Genomic DNA, 18,427 nt, shown 5'->3' on the forward strand with positions numbered 1-18,427 from the left:
GGTTCCTAGCCCCCCTAATTTTTTCAAACCACCTCAATTAGTAAAAACAGATGGAAATACTATCCAATTAAAGCTCTATTCATGGATAATAGACATACACTTGTTAAATAAAATACTCTATTAAATGCCAAATCATAACCGGCGCGGTTGGCGCTTAAGTTCACTAAAGCAGTTAGTGTTACTTTCCTTCTTAGTAGTGGTCACACCTTTTGGTATCTTGATCTACTATGCAACAGATGCCCTTGTTGAACAATCAGCAGAGGGGCGCGTACTTGCTAAACAAGCACTAGAAGTCACTCGCCGTGGGCAACGCTTAGAAGGCCTAGCCGAAGACATTACTCGCTCTGCCCGTCAATACCAGATTCTCGCCAAGCCAGAAATAAAACAACGCTTAACTCAAAACCTGCTTGATTACCGAGAACAACTCTCGATCCACAGCTTCATACTGACCCAAGTTGAGCAGCTTAACCAAATCAGTACACTCTTAGATAATATTGAACAATATCAGTCAGAAGACGCTAATAACCTACTCGGATTAACACGCGAGATAAATCAGCAGGTTGACCTGATTCTTGACCAGCGATTACAAGCGCTCAACTCAACCGCTCAACATACACAAACCCAGCTAAGTACACTTGCGATCATTTTATTGGTTATAGAGATGCTGCTGATCCTATTTTTTAGTTTTAGCATTATTCGCCCGGTTCGCCGCATTGCAGATAGAATACAAGCACTAGGTACAGGTGAGGAATATACTGGAGCAATGGTAGGAGGCCCTGACGAGCTGGTCGAATTAGAGCAACAGCTTGATTGGCTCACCGATCGCTTAGCCGAAGTAGAAAATGAGAAACAGCGCTTTTTACGCCATATGTCCCATGAATTAAAAACGCCCTTAACCACTTTACGAGAAGGCTCCGACCTATTGGCAGATCAGATCACTGGGCCACTAAATACAAGCCAAATGGAAGTCACTCAATTACTACAAAGTAACTCAAGGCAGCTACAATCATTAATAGAACAGCTGTTAGACTACAGCCGTTTACATCAAAACGAATCTGTTAATTTTCATCGCGTCAAACTACTTCCAGTCTTAACTGAAGCGATCGAGCCTTATAAATTATTACTTGAGCAAAAAAAGATACACCTTAGCCTTCCTAAGGAAGATCATGAATGGGTCACCGACCGTGCTATGTTGGTAAGAATTATAAGCAACTTAGTCTCTAATGCTGCGCTATATGGGAGTAATGAAGGTGATCTCACGCTGAGTATTAGCCAAACAAATGAACACTGTCTTATTAACGTAGAAAATGATGGCCCCACTATCCCTCTTAAAGATGTTCCTCTGCTATTTGAACCGTTTTATCAAGGCCAAAATAGGCGACAAGGACCAGTAAAAGGCTCAGGTATAGGTCTAAGTATTGTCCATGACGCAGCCGAGTCCTTAGGCGCAACGGTTAAATTAGCAAAGAATGAAAATCACCGCGTTGGTTTTAGCGTTTGCCTTCCCATTTCGGAGCACCCTATTAATGATTAGATACATTCCTCTCACTTTATGCCTATTCATCTTACAAGGCTGCGAATTGAACGAAACAAAACCGAGTATTGAAGTAGAAACCATTTCAGAACAAAAAAGCTGCCGAATAGAGCCTGCTAATCTCGACCGTTTACAAAAAATAGAAAAGCTCTTTTTAGAAAACCCTGAACGACGTAGCCGAATAATGCAAAATGCTATCCGAGATAAAGACCAGACGCTTCTTGCTTTGCTGCTCTCAACACCGCTATCCTCTAAAGAACAGCTCCAACAAGCAAAACGCTATTACGCCAAATTTGTACTTTATCCAGATAAAGCCTGCCCTGGCGATCGATATTTCGACTTAAGAGATCAATTAACCTCTGCCCTACTGTGGATGAGAGCTGAGCAAGACAATCTATTACAAGAAAACAAAACATTGCAGATTAAAATAGATGCCTTAACTCAGATAGAAACTGATTTAAGTAAAGACAAAGAGATTCAGGAATGAAACCTCATATCCTTTTAGTCGATGATGACGCCTCTTTGCTAAAGCTTCTATCAATGCGTTTAGAGGCCAGTGGTTACCAGATTAGTTGTGCCGAAAGTGCAGAAGCGGCCCTAGAGGTGTTAGACGATAAGATTGATCTTCTGGTTACCGATCTACGAATGGAAGGTATGGATGGTATGGCACTGTTTAAACAAGTGCAGCGCCTTTATCCACAGCTCCCTGTTGTTATTATCACTGCCCATGGATCTATTCCTGAGGCCGTCACCGCTACCCAACAAGGCGTATTTGGTTTTTTAACTAAACCGATTGATCGTGACCAACTGATGCAAAATATTGAAGCCGCCTTAGCAAGCATCAGTCGAAGCGAAGGGGAATGGCGTAATAATATTATCAGCCGTAGCCATACTATGGAGCAACTACTCCAAGAAGCAGAGCAGATAGCCGCTTCCGATGTCAGTGTACTGATAACAGGAGCGAGCGGTAGCGGTAAAGAGCTATTGGCCAATGCCATTCATAAAGCGAGTCCACGTAGTAAAAAACCCTTTATTGCCATTAACTGTGGCGCACTACCAGAGCAACTACTGGAATCAGAACTCTTTGGGCACAGCAAAGGAGCCTTCACTGGCGCAGTTAATAAACACGAAGGGCTATTTCAAGCTGCAAATGGAGGCACCTTATTCTTAGATGAAATCGGTGATATGCCAACGCCACTTCAGGTAAAACTATTAAGGGTGTTGCAGGAACGTCAAATCCGTCCCGTTGGGAGCACCGAAACCATTGCCGTGGATGTCCGTGTTATTTCAGCGACGCATCGAGATCTTGAGCAAGCGATGCAAGACAATAGTTTTAGGGAAGATCTTTTCTACCGCCTAAACGTAATCAATCTGCACTTGCCTCCCTTAAAGGACCGACCTGAAGATATTCTTCCTCTCGCGCGCTATTTTGTTGAACAAGCAGCTCTAAGGCACAATCCAAAAGTCAAAAACATCTCAAGTGCAGCCCTACAAGTACTTGCTCAATCCTCATGGCCCGGTAATGTTCGCCAGCTCGAAAATATTATTGAAAAGGTCACGGCGTTAAGCACAACCCCAATCATTTCTGATACAGCTATCCACCGGGCATTAGCTAATCAAGAACAGGTCATTGCTAACTTTAATGATGCTAGGGCTGAGTTTGAAAAGAGATATCTCTGCAAAGTACTGCAGATAACTGAAGGTAATGTTACCCAAGCTGCGAAAATCGCCGGACGCAACCGAACCGATTTTTACAAATTACTGAAAAAACATGCACTGGAAGCTGCTGATTACAAAAATGCGGAGTAATCCATTACATTAATCCAACGCGATTACTGATAATCATCCGGTAGTTTAATACCCATGGTATTTGCATCCTCTTGTGCAAGCGCCTTAAAACGCTCTCGTACTTTAGAACCTTTAGGTTTAGTCAGATAAAATAGCCATTTACTCGCAATTTCAGGTTTTAGCTGATGCTCCTCTCCCCAAGATTGGATAAACGTAAAGAGTGAGTCATCGCTTTTATCAGGCAATGCGACAGGAACGGGGTTATCCAACTGCTCCCCTGCTCTTACCCGACGACAAAGAACCTCGTAGTTATATCGAAAATCAGGATATACATCCGCTGCATCTTCTGTACGTAGACGGAACCATCCCGTCGCTTTGCCCGCATGGTAAATGGCAGGGTGAGTCCACTGATGATGGGAAGCGCTGTCAGAAAAATTACACGCTTCTTCATAAGCATGTTTAGCCATGGGAAGGCCATAGTCTCCCGTCAAGCTTCTTAAAACTTTAATGAATTCAGAAATAGTCGGCATCCATGCACTATTTTCTTTACAGTAATCAATCGCAGCCACCAGCTCATTTTCAGTATAACCATCTAAGCTAAGTGCCCACTCTCGTTTTGCTATACGGATCTCATCTTGAGTTTCAAAACAGCTTTTAAACTTATGCCCATAGATCGCCATGAATCGGGCAAAGATCATATTTACAAAAGTTTTAACTTCAACACTCAGTTCGCGATTTTCCTGCTGTGTTTGATCATCACCAGTCTGTGTCTTTGATGTCCATGACTGCTGCGGTAACCCGTTTTCGCTTCTCTCGAGTATCTCGGCGGGGGTCTTCATGACTTAAACCTGCTTTTTGTTCGTTATTGATACGTTGTTGGCGACCCTCTTGGGTTTGTTTCTTAACCCACTCACGTTTCACCCAACCTAAAAATTTCTGATCCCAGTTTGTCTCTTTACGATCTTTATCTAACCAATAGAGAACGAACTCATCCAAACAGCTTAAGGCAAACTGCTGTGAAATATTGTGCCTTGGTAAAAGCGCATACAAATTTTCCGATGGCTGCCAGCCTAACTCCATACCATGTAGCTGCTTATTACGCTGTTCATGTTGCTGGAATAGCGCTTGCAGTTCATCGCCCTGACGTACTTTTTTAGCCCACCCAATACTACCACCAAAGGTAGGAGCGGGACCGGCATTAGGCGTCGACGTTGTTTGATAAGTACTAACCGCAGCATCAGGGTAGTAAGGCGTATCCTGCTGTGATTCTATCGACTGACTCTCCACATAATGGTCTTCATTTGTAAATTTTTGAGGTGGCGCAATTGCACGCTCTTCAACAACAGGGAGCCGACTCACCATCTCAACATCTGATGTGCTATCGGCCCCATCCTCCTTTACAGGAAGGAACGTTACACGTACACGGCCATCTTGAGAAAAAGCGACATCAACATACTCTTCCGCGACTAACAAACTGGTTAATTGAGCCAATCGTTCCTCATCCCAATAGGGTGCTAACAATAACCACTGCTGACGAGAAAGAATAAATTCGGAAGTAGCATTATTCAGATTTTCAAGCTGTAAACGCTGTTGATAAATCGTTAGCAATACAGCAGCTTCAACACCTACTTTATGAATAAGAGAGGGATAAAGCACAATAGGTGTTTCAGGAAAAGAGTAATTCATTAAATAGAACTGACCTTACAAATAAAAAAGCCGCAGTCTAAGCCACGGCTTTAGACATAACATTAAATGATCAACCGTTTTGAGCGAAGTTCTCTACTGCACGTAAAACATCACGACGACTAATCTGGCCGATCAGTTTACCATCTTTTACCACAGGTAAACGGCGACGTTTATTATTAATAAACTCTTCTGCCACTTTAATAATATCCGCATCATGGTTTATGGTGTAAACCTCTTCAGACATATACTTGCCCACAGTGCCGCCCATCTCTTCTTCATGATACGTTAGCGTGAGAATGGCTTTTAAACAATCAACTTCCGACATCAAGCCAACCAAATTACCTTTGGTATCCAAAACCGGTGCCCCGGTAATATGATGCTCAAGTAGTAAGTTGATCGCTTCAAAAAGATCAGTCTCAGGCGTAAAAGTGATTAAATCAGTACACATATAATCCTGAGCTTTTACGGATCTCAACATTAGCATTCCTCCAAGGCAATAGACATCAATTACCGAATATCATAAAACCGGGAAACCTATCGCCCTTATGGCGAAACATGCCCGACACTGTCTTTATATTTACACCTAAGCGCCTAAGCCGCAACAAAATAGAACTGATCAAGATCAGCTTAATTGAATACAACCGTCTTATTACCATGTACAAGCACTTTGTCTTCTAAGTGCCAACGCAAACCTCGCGACAGTACAGTTTTTTCCACATCACGACCTAAACGCACCATATCCTCAGGCTCATCACGATGAGTAATTCGAATCACATCTTGGTCAATTATCGGCCCTGCATCCAATTCCTCTGTCACAAAATGGCAGGTTGCACCAATTAGTTTAACACCACGCTCATGGGCTTGATGATAAGGCTTAGCCCCAGCAAACGAAGGCAGGAAGCTATGATGAATATTGATAATTCGATGTGTATAAGCCGCACAAATATCCGTAGGTAGTATCTGCATATAACGAGCTAGCACGACGACATCAGCATCATGTTCTCGAATAAGATGACTGACTTTGTCAAAATGCGGTTGTTTGTTCTCTTTATCGACAGGCACATGATGGTAAGGAATTTTATGCCACTCCACCATACTTCTTAAGTCATCATGATTGGAGATAACACATACGATCTCACAATCTAATTCCCCTTCATGATAACGATAGAGCAGATCAGCTAAACAGTGAGACTCTTTACTGGCCATAAGAATAACTTTCTTTGGCTGGGCCGAATCGGTTACTTCCCAATTCATATTGAACGACTGAGCTATAGGAGCAAAAGCCTCTTTAAACTCTGCTAGGGAATATGGCAGCGTCGTAGCACAGATCTCTACACGCATAAAAAAATAGCCGGAGCTACTATCAGAATGTTGATTAGCATCAGAAATGGAACCACCATGGCTGGAGATAAAATTACTAACCATCGCGACAATCCCTACCCTATCTGGGCACGATAACACCAACCTGAATTTACGCTCCATTAATCCCTAACTCCACAGCAAAAAATCGAGTGGACATTCTAGCAGCAGTTATCAGTGCATTGTAATTATTATAAACACCAAAAAATAATAACTATTTTGATTTTTTAACAATACTTTTCCATTCAAGCGTTCCCTCATATACTGAAAGAAGTAGGGAGACCGATTAGATGAATTACACACCAGAAAGAATGAATCCTTTAAAAGCCTGTCGCTTGGGCTTAGACACCCATCAAGAGCTCACCATTTATTTACGACAAGATAGCCCTGTATGCCGTTCTGAAGGTTTTTCTGCGCTCTCTCGCGTACTTGTTCATACAGACCATAAACATTTAATCGCTACGCTACATATGGTGACAGGCGACCTTTTGAACCCCGGAGAGATTGGCTTTTCAGAATCCGCTTGGAAACGGATGGAGCTCGAAGAAAACGTATCGGTATGGCTATCCCATCCGAAGCCCGTGCAATCACTCTCATATATTAGAGCTAAGGTATATAGTAAGGAACTGTCCGGAGAACAGCTAAAAGAGATCATTGATGATATTGTCGCCGGACGCTATGCGGATGTACATTTAGCCGCTTTTATCACTGCATGTGGTGGTGATAATTTAAATATCCGCGAGATCACTGACCTCACTAAAGCCATGGTAAATTCCGGCAGTAAAATAGAGTGGGGCCTACCTTTAGTTGTTGATAAACATTGTGTAGGCGGACTTCCGGGAAACCGCACCACCCCGATTCTAGTATCTATTTTAGCTGCCGCTGGGCTCATAATGCCTAAAACATCATCCCGGGCGATCACCTCCCCTGCGGGCACTGCAGATACGATGGAAACATTAACAAATGTTGATCTTAGCTTAGAATCTATGCGTGCTGTGGTCGAAAAAGAAGGTGCCTGTCTTGCCTGGGGTGGCTCAGTTAAGCTATCGCCCTCCGATGACCTTTTGATTCAAGTTGAGCGCGCACTAGATATTGATAGTGAGGGCCAGCTGATCGCATCAGTACTGTCGAAAAAGATTGCTGCTGGAGCGACCCATGTAGTCATTGATATACCTGTCGGCCCTACCGCAAAAGTAAGAAGTCGTGAAGCGGCAGAAATTTTATCCAATAATTTTAAAGCGGTAGCAACCACCTTAGGCTTAACAATCAGGGTACTCTTTACCGATGGTTCGCAACCGGTTGGACGCGGTATAGGCCCATCGCTTGAAGCAAGAGACATCCTCGATGTATTACAAAACACCCCCTCAATGCCACAAGATCTCCGACAACGTTCAGTGGAAGTGGCTGGGGCTATGCTGGAAATGGCGAAAGACCTTCCCCCCGGTGAAGGCATAAAAGAAGCTTTAAGTATTTTGGATTCAGGTGCTGCTTGGGAGAAGTTTCAAGCGATCTGTTTAGCCCAAGGCGCCTTAAAGTCACCTCCTATTGCTCCGTACCGGTATGAACTCATCGCCCATACCCACGGGACGGTAAAATGCATTAACAATAGAAAACTCGCCAAAGTCGCCAAACTTGCCGGAGCACCAGCGGACTTAGCCGCTGGTGTAGATTTACACTGCAAAATTGGTGACCCTGTTATCCACAATCAACCTCTTTTAACCATTCATGCCGAAAGTTCAGGTGAATTAAGCTACGCCGTAGAATATTTAGAAGACCACTTAGATGTTATTGAACTGATAGAAAAACCAAAAGGCTAACCCATGAAACCACTATTATTTAATCTGAACTCCGATACGCCATTGGCCAACAAGGTCGCAGATAGATTGAAAGCTGATTTGGGTGAGCTAGATACCAGACTCTTCCCGGATGGGGAAAGTTATTTGCGCGTTTTAAGTGACTGTAAAGATCGCTCGATCATTGTATTCTGCAATTTATATCAACCTAATAATAAAACACTAGACCTTATCTTCTTAGCCAACACTCTCAAGGAACTTGGCGCTAAGCATATAGGCTTAGTGACACCCTACCTGCCCTATATGAGGCAAGATAAACGCTTTAAGCCCGGTGAATGTGTTACGTCTCGCCCCTTTGCTCAACTGCTATCTACTCATTTTGATTGGCTCGTCACCCTAGACCCTCACCTCCATCGCTATCACTCACTGGATGAGATCTACAGTTTAGAGGGCCATGTAGTTCACGCAGCGCCAATGATTGCCAACTGGATCAAAAATAATATCCAGCAACCTCTTTTGATCGGCCCCGATAGTGAAAGTGAACAGTGGGTGTCTGATGTTGCTCAACTGGCTAATGCGCCCTTCCAAGTACTGTCAAAAGTGCGTAAAGGTGACTATCAAGTGGAGGTCTCACTCCCCGATGTGGAACAATGGCAACAACATACCCCTATTCTGGTCGACGATATAATCTCCAGTGGAAAAACAATGCTGCAAACCGTTCAGCATTTACATTCAGCAGGTCTATCAACACCTATCTGCATTGGTGTGCACGGCTTATTCTCTAATAACGCATACGAAGAACTTACGGCAAAAGCTAAGGTCATCACTTGTAACTCTATCCCTCATCTAAGCAATCAAATAGATATCAGTGACGCACTTTCACATGCTATATCTGAGCATCTATGAATCAGTAATGATGAAACGAATAAAGCTATTCCCAAGGATTACCACTAAAAAGTATGATATTTCAACCTGACTATTGGCTAAAAAATAATTTTATCTCTGAACAAGAATCTAGCGCCTTCTTATCGCTCCTAATTGAACAAATTGCTTGGCGACAAGATAAAATTCGCATGTTTGGAAAGACTGTCAGCATCCCTAGACTACAAACCTTTATGGGTGATCAAGGTATCAACTACACCTACTCAAACCTCAGCCTTAAAACCGAAGAATGGCATCCTGTAGTCGCTGAAATTAAGGAACGTATTGAGACACTAACAGGCCACTCTTTTAATTCAGTACTACTTAACTACTATCGTGATGGAAACGACAGTATGGGTTGGCATCGAGATAATGAACCTGAATTAGGTAAAAATCCGACTATTGCCTGCGTATCCCTGGGTGCATCGCGAACATTTACACTTAGAGATATAAACAACAAGAGCACAAAACAACAACTGACACTCGAAAACGGTTCTCTATTATGGATGGGTCCACAACTCCAGCAACAATGCCAACACGCCCTCCCGAAAAGGCTTAGCTGCAAAAATCCGCGGATAAGTTTAACGTTCAGGCAGATTCAATCAAAAACATAAATAGACCTATGACTAATAAATAAGGCTATTACGCTATAGTAAAGTGCAACCGCTTGGTATTATGTACAGATTCATAATAATTAAGATTGGCCAATGAATAGCTGCTCCAACACTCAAAATCCAGAAATTACTGGTAACCCTAATGCCCAAGAGCTTAATACTATTTTAAAGCTCCAAAGCCAGGTATTAGAATACGTTGTACAGGACACTCCTCCTGAACGAATCTTCGATGCTATTTGTCAATTTATAGAACAATCTGTACCTGATTGTATCGCATCCATTATGCTTTTTGATGCAACATATGAGTCTTTAAATGTAGCCTGCGCCCCCAGCTTTACTCGCGAAGCTATTGACGCATTTAACGGCCTAAAAGCAAACCTTGGCGAAGGCTCTTGTGGGTCATCCGCTTTTTTAGGTACACCCGTACTTAGTATAAATATTGAAAATGATTCACGATGGAATAACGTGCGCCACATAGCCAAAAAATTTGGCATAAGCGCGTGCTGGTCTTACCCCATCCTATTAGATACAAACAAAGTACACGGTACTATCGCTATATCGTCTTTTGAGTCGCGAAAGCCTAACTCCTTCCACATACAGCTTCTGAAAGCAGCAGCTAACATCATTGGCATTGTGCTCAAGCGGGTAGCCTCACATAAAGCCCTAACTCATACCTCTAGTCTCCTACAAAATATTACACAAGCAATGCCTGGTGTGCTTTATCAATACCACTTAACCACTGATAAAAAGCAAAATTTCACCTATCTCAGTCCAAGTATAGAAAAAATCACAGGTATCACACTGGAAGAGGCTTATGAAAACTTCGACCTTGTTTGGAACCAAGTTCACCCTGAAGACCAAGCTCAACTGTGGACAAGCATCATCGATGCAAGCACACACTCAAAACCTTGGTCCCATGAATTTAGACTTTTTCATAAGCAGGGGGGAGAACTAAAGTGGCTTCGCGGCTCATCCCTTCCGGGTCAACAGATATCAGATCAGGATCAAATTTGGAACGGTGTGCTGTTAGATATCACACCTGAAAAGTCATCGATTGAACAGCTAAGATTGGCAGGAATCGCCTTCTCTAGTACTACCGATGGCATCATGATAGCTGACAAGAACAATAAAATTGTCGATATAAATAGAGCTTACGCCATTATCTCTGGCTATAGCCGCGAAGAACTTATTGGTCAAAGCCCGACCCTTCTAAAATCAGACAAACACAGCTCAATATTTTACCAATCTATCTGGGAGTCCTTAGACAAAGATAAACATTGGCAAGGCGAGATTTGGAACAAACGTAAAGATGGTAAAGTTGTTCCTCATTTAGTCAATATAAATGCTGTTTTAGATCCTATCAGCGATGAACTAACCCACTATGTCAGTGTACTATCCGATATTAGCAGCATAAAGGCATCTGAAGCTAAACTATCCCATTTAGCCCATCATGATACTCTGACCAATCTACCTAATCGTTTACTCTTTAGCGCACGACTAGATCACGCCATTACGCACCGAAAGAAGAATGAGAAAGTAGTAATGTTGCACCTAGATTTAGACCGCTTCAAACACATCAACGATTCCTTAGGTCACACTTATGGGGATCAGCTTCTAATACAAGTAAGCGAGCGTCTAACTAATACATTAAATCCAGCCGATATTGTAGCTCGAGTTGGCGGAGATGAGTTCGCTATTCTTGTTGAAGAACTTGAAGATACAATCGATGCCTCAGCCGTCGCAGACAAAATTGTTACCGCGATGGAGCAGCCATTTGTATTGAATGGTAATGATTACTTCACTACAGCAAGCATAGGTATTGCTCTCTCGCCAGATCACGGTGAAGATATTGATGTGTTCACTAAAAACGCCGATATCGCTCTCAATCAGGCAAAAGATTTAGGCCGTAATAACTATGCTTTCTTCCAGCCAGAATTATCCGAAAGCGCGGAAGAATGGATCAAGCTGGAACCCCAACTGCGCAAAGCGATAAAAGAAAATCAGTTTAGGCTTTTTTATCAACCGCAAATGGACCGCAGAGGAAATAACATTGTTGGTGCAGAAGCACTCATACGCTGGCAACATCCTGAAATGGGCCTTATCCCACCGATTCAGTTTCTGAATATTGCGGAAGAGATGGGGCTGATGAAAAACATTGGTAACTGGGTATTAGAGGAAGCCTTTAAGCAACTTGCTCTCTGGAGACAGGCAGGCCTGAGAAATTTCAGACTTGCAATCAATTTAGCAAGCGATCAAATAACCAAACAAAGCCTACCTGATAAAGTCAGCGATTTATTACAGGAATACAAAATACCAGCAGAGATGATCGAGTTAGAAATCCTAGAAACCTTTCTACTCGAACATAAAACCGCATCGACTGAAACCTTTCATCAGCTTAGGGCACTAGACATACACTTAGCACTTGATGACTTTGGAACAGGCTACTCATCACTTAGCTATTTAAAACAATTACCAATCAATAAAGTTAAAATCGATCAATCTCTTGTCAGAGATATACCTGAAGATGCGAATGACGAGGCAATTGCCAAAGCTGTTATTTTACTTGGGCACACACTCGACCTTACAGCCTGCGCAGAGGGTGTAGAAACACCTGAACAACGGGCTTTTCTAGAATTAGAAGGCTGCGACCAACTACAAGGCTACTTATTCAGCAAACCGATTAATCAGGAGGAATTTAGCACCTTACTCCGTAAAAATAAGCGGCTAGTCTCTCTAAATAGCTAACTACTCTAGCACCAATTTTATACTTGTTATTTTCCCATTCAATAAATGGTAAAACCTTGAAGCAGCTTTATCAATGATAAGCATGCTGATGACTTTCCTTCTTAGTCCTCACCAAAACCACCTTTCCCTCTACTTTCAAACATTTGTTTACTTTTTTTTCTGGAAATACTCAGCCTTACATCTACACTAATAAGGAATGACATGTTCATGAAGGGGAATAAAACAATGGGCAAAGAAAGCTTATCTGCGCTTCTACACGAGTGGGAAAATAGAGCTCGAAAAATCAACGGCCGCCAAGAGGAAACACTATCTATATACCAATCTGATTCAGTAAAACTAAAAGCGTTAGCCACTATGTACAACCTACCAAAAGCAGATATTGTTGCGGCACTCCTTCACGAAGCCCTCAATGAATTAGAAGCTAAAATGCCCTATGTTCCGGGTAACAAAGTAATAAGAATTGAAGATGGTGAAGAGATCTACGAGGATAAAGGGCCTATGCCTCGCTACCTTGCTGAGCAAAAAAAGTTGTTGGATGTAAGTTAAATTACTCATGCAACGATAATAGATAAACTCTAAATAACGGCATAAAAAAGCCACCAGCTTTCACGGGTAGCTTGATAGGTTTATATGCAGGGATAGATTACAGGGTTTTCAAGTAAGCAATCAGGTAGTCCTGCTCTGCTTTATCTGTAATTTCTACGTGACGCATACGTGTGCCTGGTACAAACTGGTCGTTACCGGCAATCCACTTACGTAAATTATCTTCTGTCCAAGTAATTCCTGAATTACGTAGTGCATCAGAATAAGCAAAACGTGGTAATGAAGCGGCTTCACGACCAACTACACCAATCAAACTTGGACCGAAAGCATTTTTACTTGCATCTAAAGAGTGACAAGCTGAACACTTAGTGAAGATATCTTTACCTGCAGCTTGCATCATTGCTTCAGTATCTGCTGCCACAGCAACTGAAGACAAGGATAGTGACGCAACAAGTCCCATTAGAGCTACTTTAATTTTCATTTTCATTCCCCTCAAAATGAATAAAACAATTAAGCGTAAGTATATGCTCTATTCTCTACACAACAGTTGATCTCAAACATGAAATGACCATCTAATAAAAAATAAGGGTTAAATCACTCTACGGGTACCAGACATAAAAAAACGCAGCAGTAGAGTATCTCCTCTACACACTGCGTTTTTGAAAGAATAACTTACGAAACGTTAAACTTGCTTAGCGATAACATCTTTCCACTTAGCAGGACCTGTTGTATGAACAGACTCACCTGACGTATCAACAGCAACAGTAACCGGCATATCTTTAACTTCAAACTCATAAATAGCTTCCATTCCCATCTCAGGGAAGGCTAGCACTTTAGATGAAGTAATCGCTTTAGATACTAAATAAGCAGCACCACCAACAGCCATTAGATAAACCGCTTCGTTATCTTTAATCGCCTCAATCGCAACAGGACCACGTTCCGACTTACCGATCATACCTAATAATCCAGTACTTTCTAAAATCTGACGCGTAAATTTATCCATACGTGTCGACGTTGTCGGGCCCGCAGGGCCAACAACTTCATCACCTACAGGATCAACAGGACCTACATAATAGATAAAGCGCCCTTTCAGATCGACAGGTAGCTCTTCACCATTATTAAGCATCTCCACCATCCGCTTGTGGGCTGCATCACGTCCAGTTAACATCTTGCCATTAAGTAATACAGTCTCACCAACCTTCCACTCTTTAACATCTTCAGGTGTGATCTCATCTAAATTAACGCGACGAGTTGTTGCTCCCACTTCGAATGTCACTTCTGGCCAATCATCAAGATTTGGTGGCGTCAGAACAGCAGGGCCTGTTCCATCTAAGGTAAAGTGTGTATGACGTGTTGCCGCACAATTAGGGATCATGCAAACAGGTAACGAAGCTGCATGGGTTGGATAGTCCATAATTTTGACATCCATAATGGTTGTTAAACCGCCTAAGCCTTGAGCCCCTATACCTAAATTATTAACCGCATCCATAATTTCTAGGCGCAGTTCTTCAACTCGATTTTGAGGCCCACGTTCACGCAGTTCGTGAATATCTATAGATCCCATCAAGGATTCTTTAGCCATAACCGCCGCTTTTTCTGCCGTACCACCAATACCTATACCTAGCATACCCGGTGGGCACCAACCTGCCCCCATAGTAGGGACGGTTTTAACAATCCAGTCGACAATGCTATCGGATGGATTCAACATAACCATTTTAGATTTATTTTCAGAACCGCCGCCTTTAGCTGCAACCTGAACATCAACCTTATCGCCATCCACAATCTCATAATGAATAACAGCAGGCGTATTATCTTTTGTGTTTTGGCGCTTACCCGCAGGGTCTGCCAGAATTGAAGCACGTAGCACGTTATCAGGGTTAAGGTAAGCGCGACGTACACCTTCATTAACCATATCCGTTACATTCATGTCAGCATCCCACTGAACATTCATACCCACTTTCAAGAACACGGTCACAATACCGGTATCCTGACAGATTGGACGCTTACCTTCAGCACACATGCGAGAGTTAATAAGGATCTGCGCCATCGCATCCTTCGCCGCTGGGTTTTCTTCTTTTAGATAAGCTTCATGTACACCCTTGATGAAATCAAGCGGGTGGTAATAAGAGATGAACTGCAAAGCATCAGCAATACTGCTAATGAAATCGTCTTGACGGATTACGCTCATGCGGGGGCTCCATATATGGCTTTATTGTCATAAGGGATGAGTTTTGAAAATATTAGACTAAAACGAGTTTGAGTGGCTATCTTCACTTAACTACTCCATCTAACATCATCACCCATTAGTGCTCTCTCTCGGGAAAGCTTGAACTGCTGCAGAGTATACACCAAAAGTACCAATAAACGGTGTCGGGCATTGGTATTAGTTAACCATTTAGCATATCTTCAATTGTTATCTAACGAGCTTAGATATAGGCGGTAAAAAAGTAATAATCTATGACGATAATCAAACAAAAAGCTCAATTAAAAGAGTAAGTAATAAAGTTAGAGAGCTAACAAACAACAGTAAAAAAGCCCAAAAACAAAATAACCTCGCCCCGTCTCAGGTGTTAACTGACGGCGAGCGTCCCTTTCTCTATGTAAAAAGCGACAAGGTAAGATAACAATAGGCAAGGTCAGCAATAACCAATAGCTCCACGGCAATATATCCGCTAGGCCCAGCAGAATGGTGACGAGATAGATCGCAGCAATCATCATCTTATAAATTAAGATCGCATTATCGTAACCAACTCTCACCGATAAAGTTCGAATACCTTTATCCCGATCATCTTCATAATCCCTTATTTCATTACTTAATAGCAGCAATGAAGTAAACAAGCTAACCGGAATCGAGAGAAAGAAAACATCTACTTTCACCACTTTCGTTTGAATAAAATAAGCACCCAACACCATCATGACGCCCATTAACCAAAACACAAAGAAAACAGCTAAACCTCGATGTTTATAGTTAATGGGCTCTAAGGTGTATCCCAAGGCCCCAAACAATCCAACAACGCTAAGCACCAGTAAAAAAGGTCCAGACAGGTAGATAAAATACACACCTATGCAACTGGCGATAAGGAAGCAACACAAACCGATTCGAAAATTTATCTTTATCTGACGATGGACTGTCTGATATTGCGGTCCGCTAAGAAACGTTAAATCTGAAAAGTCATTTATAAGGTTCACACCCGCTTGCAATAACAACCCCGCCAAAAGAATAAGGAAAGCATTAAGAGGGTCAGAAAAACCCTCTCGATAAGCAGCAACAATACCGGTCAAACAGACGATAAACGCCACGCTAAATGAGAATGGCCGTAACGCTCGGCTAAAACGATACCGCTCAACAAGCATCATATTTTTTGATGGCCTGTCCGTTAAGCCTGACGGCTATATTCAGGGGCATTGGGAAGATCGCGCATCATCAAGGCATATTCAGGCTCACAATCTAACGCCATAGGGATCTTCATTACATGACCCGATCCTGGCGCAACATCGGCTTGCTTACCTTTTTTATCGATCATCTCATCTAATCTGAATTTATGGTTACCTTGGGGCGTCATCAATTCGAGAGTATCTCCTTTTAAGAAGCGATTTTTCACATCAACCTCCAACATACCCGCTTGTTTATCGTACCCCATAATCTCGCCAACAAACTGTTGATGGACACCCACCGAATTACCCGTTTCGTAGTTTTGATACTCATCATGGACATGACGGCGATAAAAACCTTCGGTATAACCTCGGCTGGCAAGATTTTCCAACTCATCCATCAATTTCATATCAAAAGGTTTACCCGCAACCGCATCATCAATCGCTTTACGATAAACTTGAGCGGTTCGTGCAACGTAGTAATGGGATTTTGTTCGTCCCTCTATTTTTAATGAATCAACCCCCATCGCAGCTAAGCGATGTACATGCTGAATGGCACGCAGGTCTTTTGAATTCATAATATAGGTGCCATGTTCATCTTCGAACGCGGGCATAAATTCACCGGGGCGCGTCTCCTCTTGCAATAGGAAGATACGATCAGTTGGCTCGCCCTCACCTAATGCAGGCTGACTCCCCTGCGCAAGCGTCTCCAATTTAGGATCAAATTGTTCAACCGGAACGACATCACCGGACTCATCCACTTTGGCTTCATGGGCGTCATACTTCCACCGACATGAGTTGGTACAAGTGCCTTGGTTTGGATCACGTTTATTAATGTAACCCGATAACAAGCAACGTCCTGAATAGGCAATACACAGCGCCCCATGAACAAACACCTCAATCTCCATCTCTGGACAACGCTGGCGAATCTCTTCCACTTCATCTAAAGACAGTTCACGTGAAAGAATCACCCTCTCGACACCCATGGCATGCCAAAACTTAACCGCGGCCCAGTTCATGGTATTTGCTTGCACAGAAAGGTGGATCGGCACATCAGGGAAGTGCTCTTTAACCAGATAAATCAATCCAGGGTCCGACATAATTAAGGCGTCAGGCCCCATGGCAATGATCGGACGAAGATCATCAATATAGGTTTTCAACTTGCTATTGTGAGGCAATATATTGCTGGCGAGGAAAAACTTTTTACCTAATTGATGGGCAAGGTCAATCCCTTCGCCCAAGTTTTCCATATTGAAGTCGTTATTGCGGACACGCAAACTATAACGAGGCTGCCCGGCATATACTGCATCTGCGCCATAGGCAAACGCATATTTCATATTTTTTAGTGTCCCCGCTGGAGACAAAAGTTCTGGAGTACGCATAATGAGGTGGTTTTTCTATAAGTCAGATAGAATAAATAACGCTAATTATTCAATTAGGCTAAATCCTGTAAGGGAATCTCAAATAATGGCGTGTAAATAGAGCCGTCCTCTCCTTGTTTACTTTGGAAAAGAACCACTGAATCAGCAAGACTGAACATATCAATAGCCGGCCAACTATCAGGCGCGTTAAACTTGTTAATACCCGGTAATCGTCCTAATGTGACATGAGGTTTAAAGTCTTCATCTGTATGGTTTACACCTGCTGTATCAGCAACATCGACCATTAGATGATGCAAAGATTCTAACTCTTTATTCACATCGGGAAGTGCGGCAATTAATGCCAAGCTTCTGCTAACACGATAATACTCAGCCGCATTTATATGCACTTGGAAAGAGCTAAAGTCAGCCAGTTTCTCCCGTGCACAGCGTTCGAGTTCTTCCACCTGTTCAAGCGAGACCTCTCCAAGAAAGCACAATGTCAGATGATAACGATCTGAATCCACCCAACTAATTTCTGTTTTTTTGTCGTAAACACACAGCGTATCAGCATGATCAGCCAACCAACGCACAACTGAATCAGGTAACGTTAGTGCAAAGAAAGCGCGGATCTTCATGGAGGCTAAAATTATCTCGTTTAGGAATAAGCGTGTATTCTGCCTTCAAGGGCCTGACTTAGCAAACCCTCAACGG

17 protein-coding genes are annotated in these 18,427 nt (G+C 42.6%); 8 read left to right on the forward strand and 9 right to left on the reverse strand.

All coding sequences use genetic code 11. The features are described from left to right. Positions 1-124: 124 nt before the first annotated feature. Genes ACOQOE_RS14170 through ACOQOE_RS14180 form a run of 3 tightly spaced genes read left to right on the forward strand, consistent with a single transcriptional unit; the run spans position 125 to position 3,343 of the window. Complete coding sequence (locus tag ACOQOE_RS14170; RefSeq protein WP_067868634.1) at positions 125-1,534, forward strand: HAMP domain-containing sensor histidine kinase; 1,410 nt, start codon at positions 125-127, stop codon at positions 1,532-1,534. Further along, the gene (locus ACOQOE_RS14175; protein ID WP_067868637.1) at positions 1,527-2,021 is read left to right on the forward strand and encodes a hypothetical protein; all 495 of its coding nucleotides are present in this window, start codon (positions 1,527-1,529) and stop codon (positions 2,019-2,021) included. The genes ACOQOE_RS14170 and ACOQOE_RS14175 overlap by 8 nt, the downstream gene beginning before the upstream one ends. Beyond that, positions 2,018-3,343 carry a sigma 54-interacting transcriptional regulator gene (locus ACOQOE_RS14180; RefSeq protein ID WP_067868640.1) on the forward strand — a complete coding sequence of 442 codons (1,326 nt, stop codon included), beginning with the start codon at positions 2,018-2,020 and terminating at the stop codon, positions 3,341-3,343. The genes ACOQOE_RS14175 and ACOQOE_RS14180 overlap by 4 nt, the downstream gene beginning before the upstream one ends. Positions 3,344-3,366: 23 nt before the next feature. On the opposite strand, the gene ACOQOE_RS14185 is transcribed toward ACOQOE_RS14180, so the two are convergent. From ACOQOE_RS14185 to purU, 4 genes are all read right to left on the reverse strand, one after another. Next, entirely contained in the window at positions 3,367-4,161 is a 795-nt protein-coding gene (locus ACOQOE_RS14185; RefSeq protein WP_082792447.1) for a replication protein P, read from the reverse strand. After that, positions 4,079-5,008 carry a DnaT-like ssDNA-binding domain-containing protein gene (locus tag ACOQOE_RS14190; RefSeq protein WP_067868646.1) on the reverse strand — a complete coding sequence of 310 codons (930 nt, stop codon included), beginning with the start codon at positions 5,006-5,008 and terminating at the stop codon, positions 4,079-4,081. The genes ACOQOE_RS14185 and ACOQOE_RS14190 overlap by 83 nt, the downstream gene beginning before the upstream one ends. Before the next feature lie 70 nt (positions 5,009-5,078). Next, the gene (locus tag ACOQOE_RS14195) at positions 5,079-5,486 is read right to left on the reverse strand and encodes a CBS domain-containing protein (protein ID WP_067868648.1); all 408 of its coding nucleotides are present in this window, start codon (positions 5,484-5,486) and stop codon (positions 5,079-5,081) included. A 149-nt stretch (positions 5,487-5,635) separates the two neighbouring features. Further along, positions 5,636-6,490 (reverse strand): formyltetrahydrofolate deformylase, encoded by an 855-nt coding sequence (gene purU, locus ACOQOE_RS14200; protein WP_420554312.1) that lies wholly within the window; start codon positions 6,488-6,490, stop codon positions 5,636-5,638. 167 nt (positions 6,491-6,657) lie between these two features. On the opposite strand from purU, the gene ACOQOE_RS14205 reads away from it, so the two are divergent. The 5 genes from ACOQOE_RS14205 to ACOQOE_RS14225 all read left to right on the forward strand — a co-directional run bounded on the left by ACOQOE_RS14205 (position 6,658) and on the right by ACOQOE_RS14225 (position 12,986). Then, complete coding sequence (locus ACOQOE_RS14205) at positions 6,658-8,184, forward strand: thymidine phosphorylase family protein (protein WP_420554313.1); 1,527 nt, start codon at positions 6,658-6,660, stop codon at positions 8,182-8,184. Positions 8,185-8,187: 3 nt separating this feature from the next. After that, positions 8,188-9,066 carry a ribose-phosphate pyrophosphokinase gene (locus ACOQOE_RS14210; protein ID WP_067868658.1) on the forward strand — a complete coding sequence of 293 codons (879 nt, stop codon included), beginning with the start codon at positions 8,188-8,190 and terminating at the stop codon, positions 9,064-9,066. Positions 9,067-9,119: 53 nt separating this feature from the next. After that, entirely contained in the window at positions 9,120-9,695 is a 576-nt protein-coding gene (locus ACOQOE_RS14215; protein ID WP_420554314.1) for an alpha-ketoglutarate-dependent dioxygenase AlkB family protein, read from the forward strand. A gap of 93 nt (positions 9,696-9,788) precedes the next feature. After that, positions 9,789-12,440 carry an EAL domain-containing protein gene (locus tag ACOQOE_RS14220; protein WP_420554315.1) on the forward strand — a complete coding sequence of 884 codons (2,652 nt, stop codon included), beginning with the start codon at positions 9,789-9,791 and terminating at the stop codon, positions 12,438-12,440. 225 nt (positions 12,441-12,665) lie between these two features. Then, positions 12,666-12,986: a hypothetical protein gene (locus ACOQOE_RS14225; RefSeq protein WP_075107982.1), complete on the forward strand. Its 321-nt coding sequence runs from the start codon at positions 12,666-12,668 to the stop codon at positions 12,984-12,986. A gap of 97 nt (positions 12,987-13,083) precedes the next feature. On the opposite strand, the gene ACOQOE_RS14230 is transcribed toward ACOQOE_RS14225, so the two are convergent. The 5 genes from ACOQOE_RS14230 to thpR form a co-directional block, all read right to left on the reverse strand. Further along, entirely contained in the window at positions 13,084-13,464 is a 381-nt protein-coding gene (locus ACOQOE_RS14230) for a c-type cytochrome (RefSeq protein ID WP_067868667.1), read from the reverse strand. Positions 13,465-13,665: 201 nt separating this feature from the next. After that, entirely contained in the window at positions 13,666-15,171 is a 1,506-nt protein-coding gene (locus ACOQOE_RS14235) for a fumarate hydratase (protein WP_067868669.1), read from the reverse strand. A 317-nt stretch (positions 15,172-15,488) separates the two neighbouring features. Continuing rightward, entirely contained in the window at positions 15,489-16,340 is an 852-nt protein-coding gene (locus tag ACOQOE_RS14240; RefSeq protein ID WP_067868670.1) for a prenyltransferase, read from the reverse strand. A gap of 20 nt (positions 16,341-16,360) precedes the next feature. Continuing rightward, a complete protein-coding gene (yegQ, locus tag ACOQOE_RS14245; RefSeq protein WP_067868673.1) occupies positions 16,361-17,737 on the reverse strand; it encodes a tRNA 5-hydroxyuridine modification protein YegQ in 1,377 nt (458 codons plus the stop codon). Positions 17,738-17,790: 53 nt separating this feature from the next. Next, on the reverse strand, positions 17,791-18,351 hold the full coding sequence (thpR, locus tag ACOQOE_RS14250) for an RNA 2',3'-cyclic phosphodiesterase (protein WP_067868676.1): 561 nt from the start codon (positions 18,349-18,351) through the stop codon (positions 17,791-17,793). Positions 18,352-18,427: the final 76 nt, after the last annotated feature.

Source organism: Neptuniibacter marinus (assembly GCF_965223595.1).
GTDB classification, from domain to species: domain Bacteria; phylum Pseudomonadota; class Gammaproteobacteria; order Pseudomonadales; family Balneatricaceae; genus Neptuniibacter; species Neptuniibacter marinus.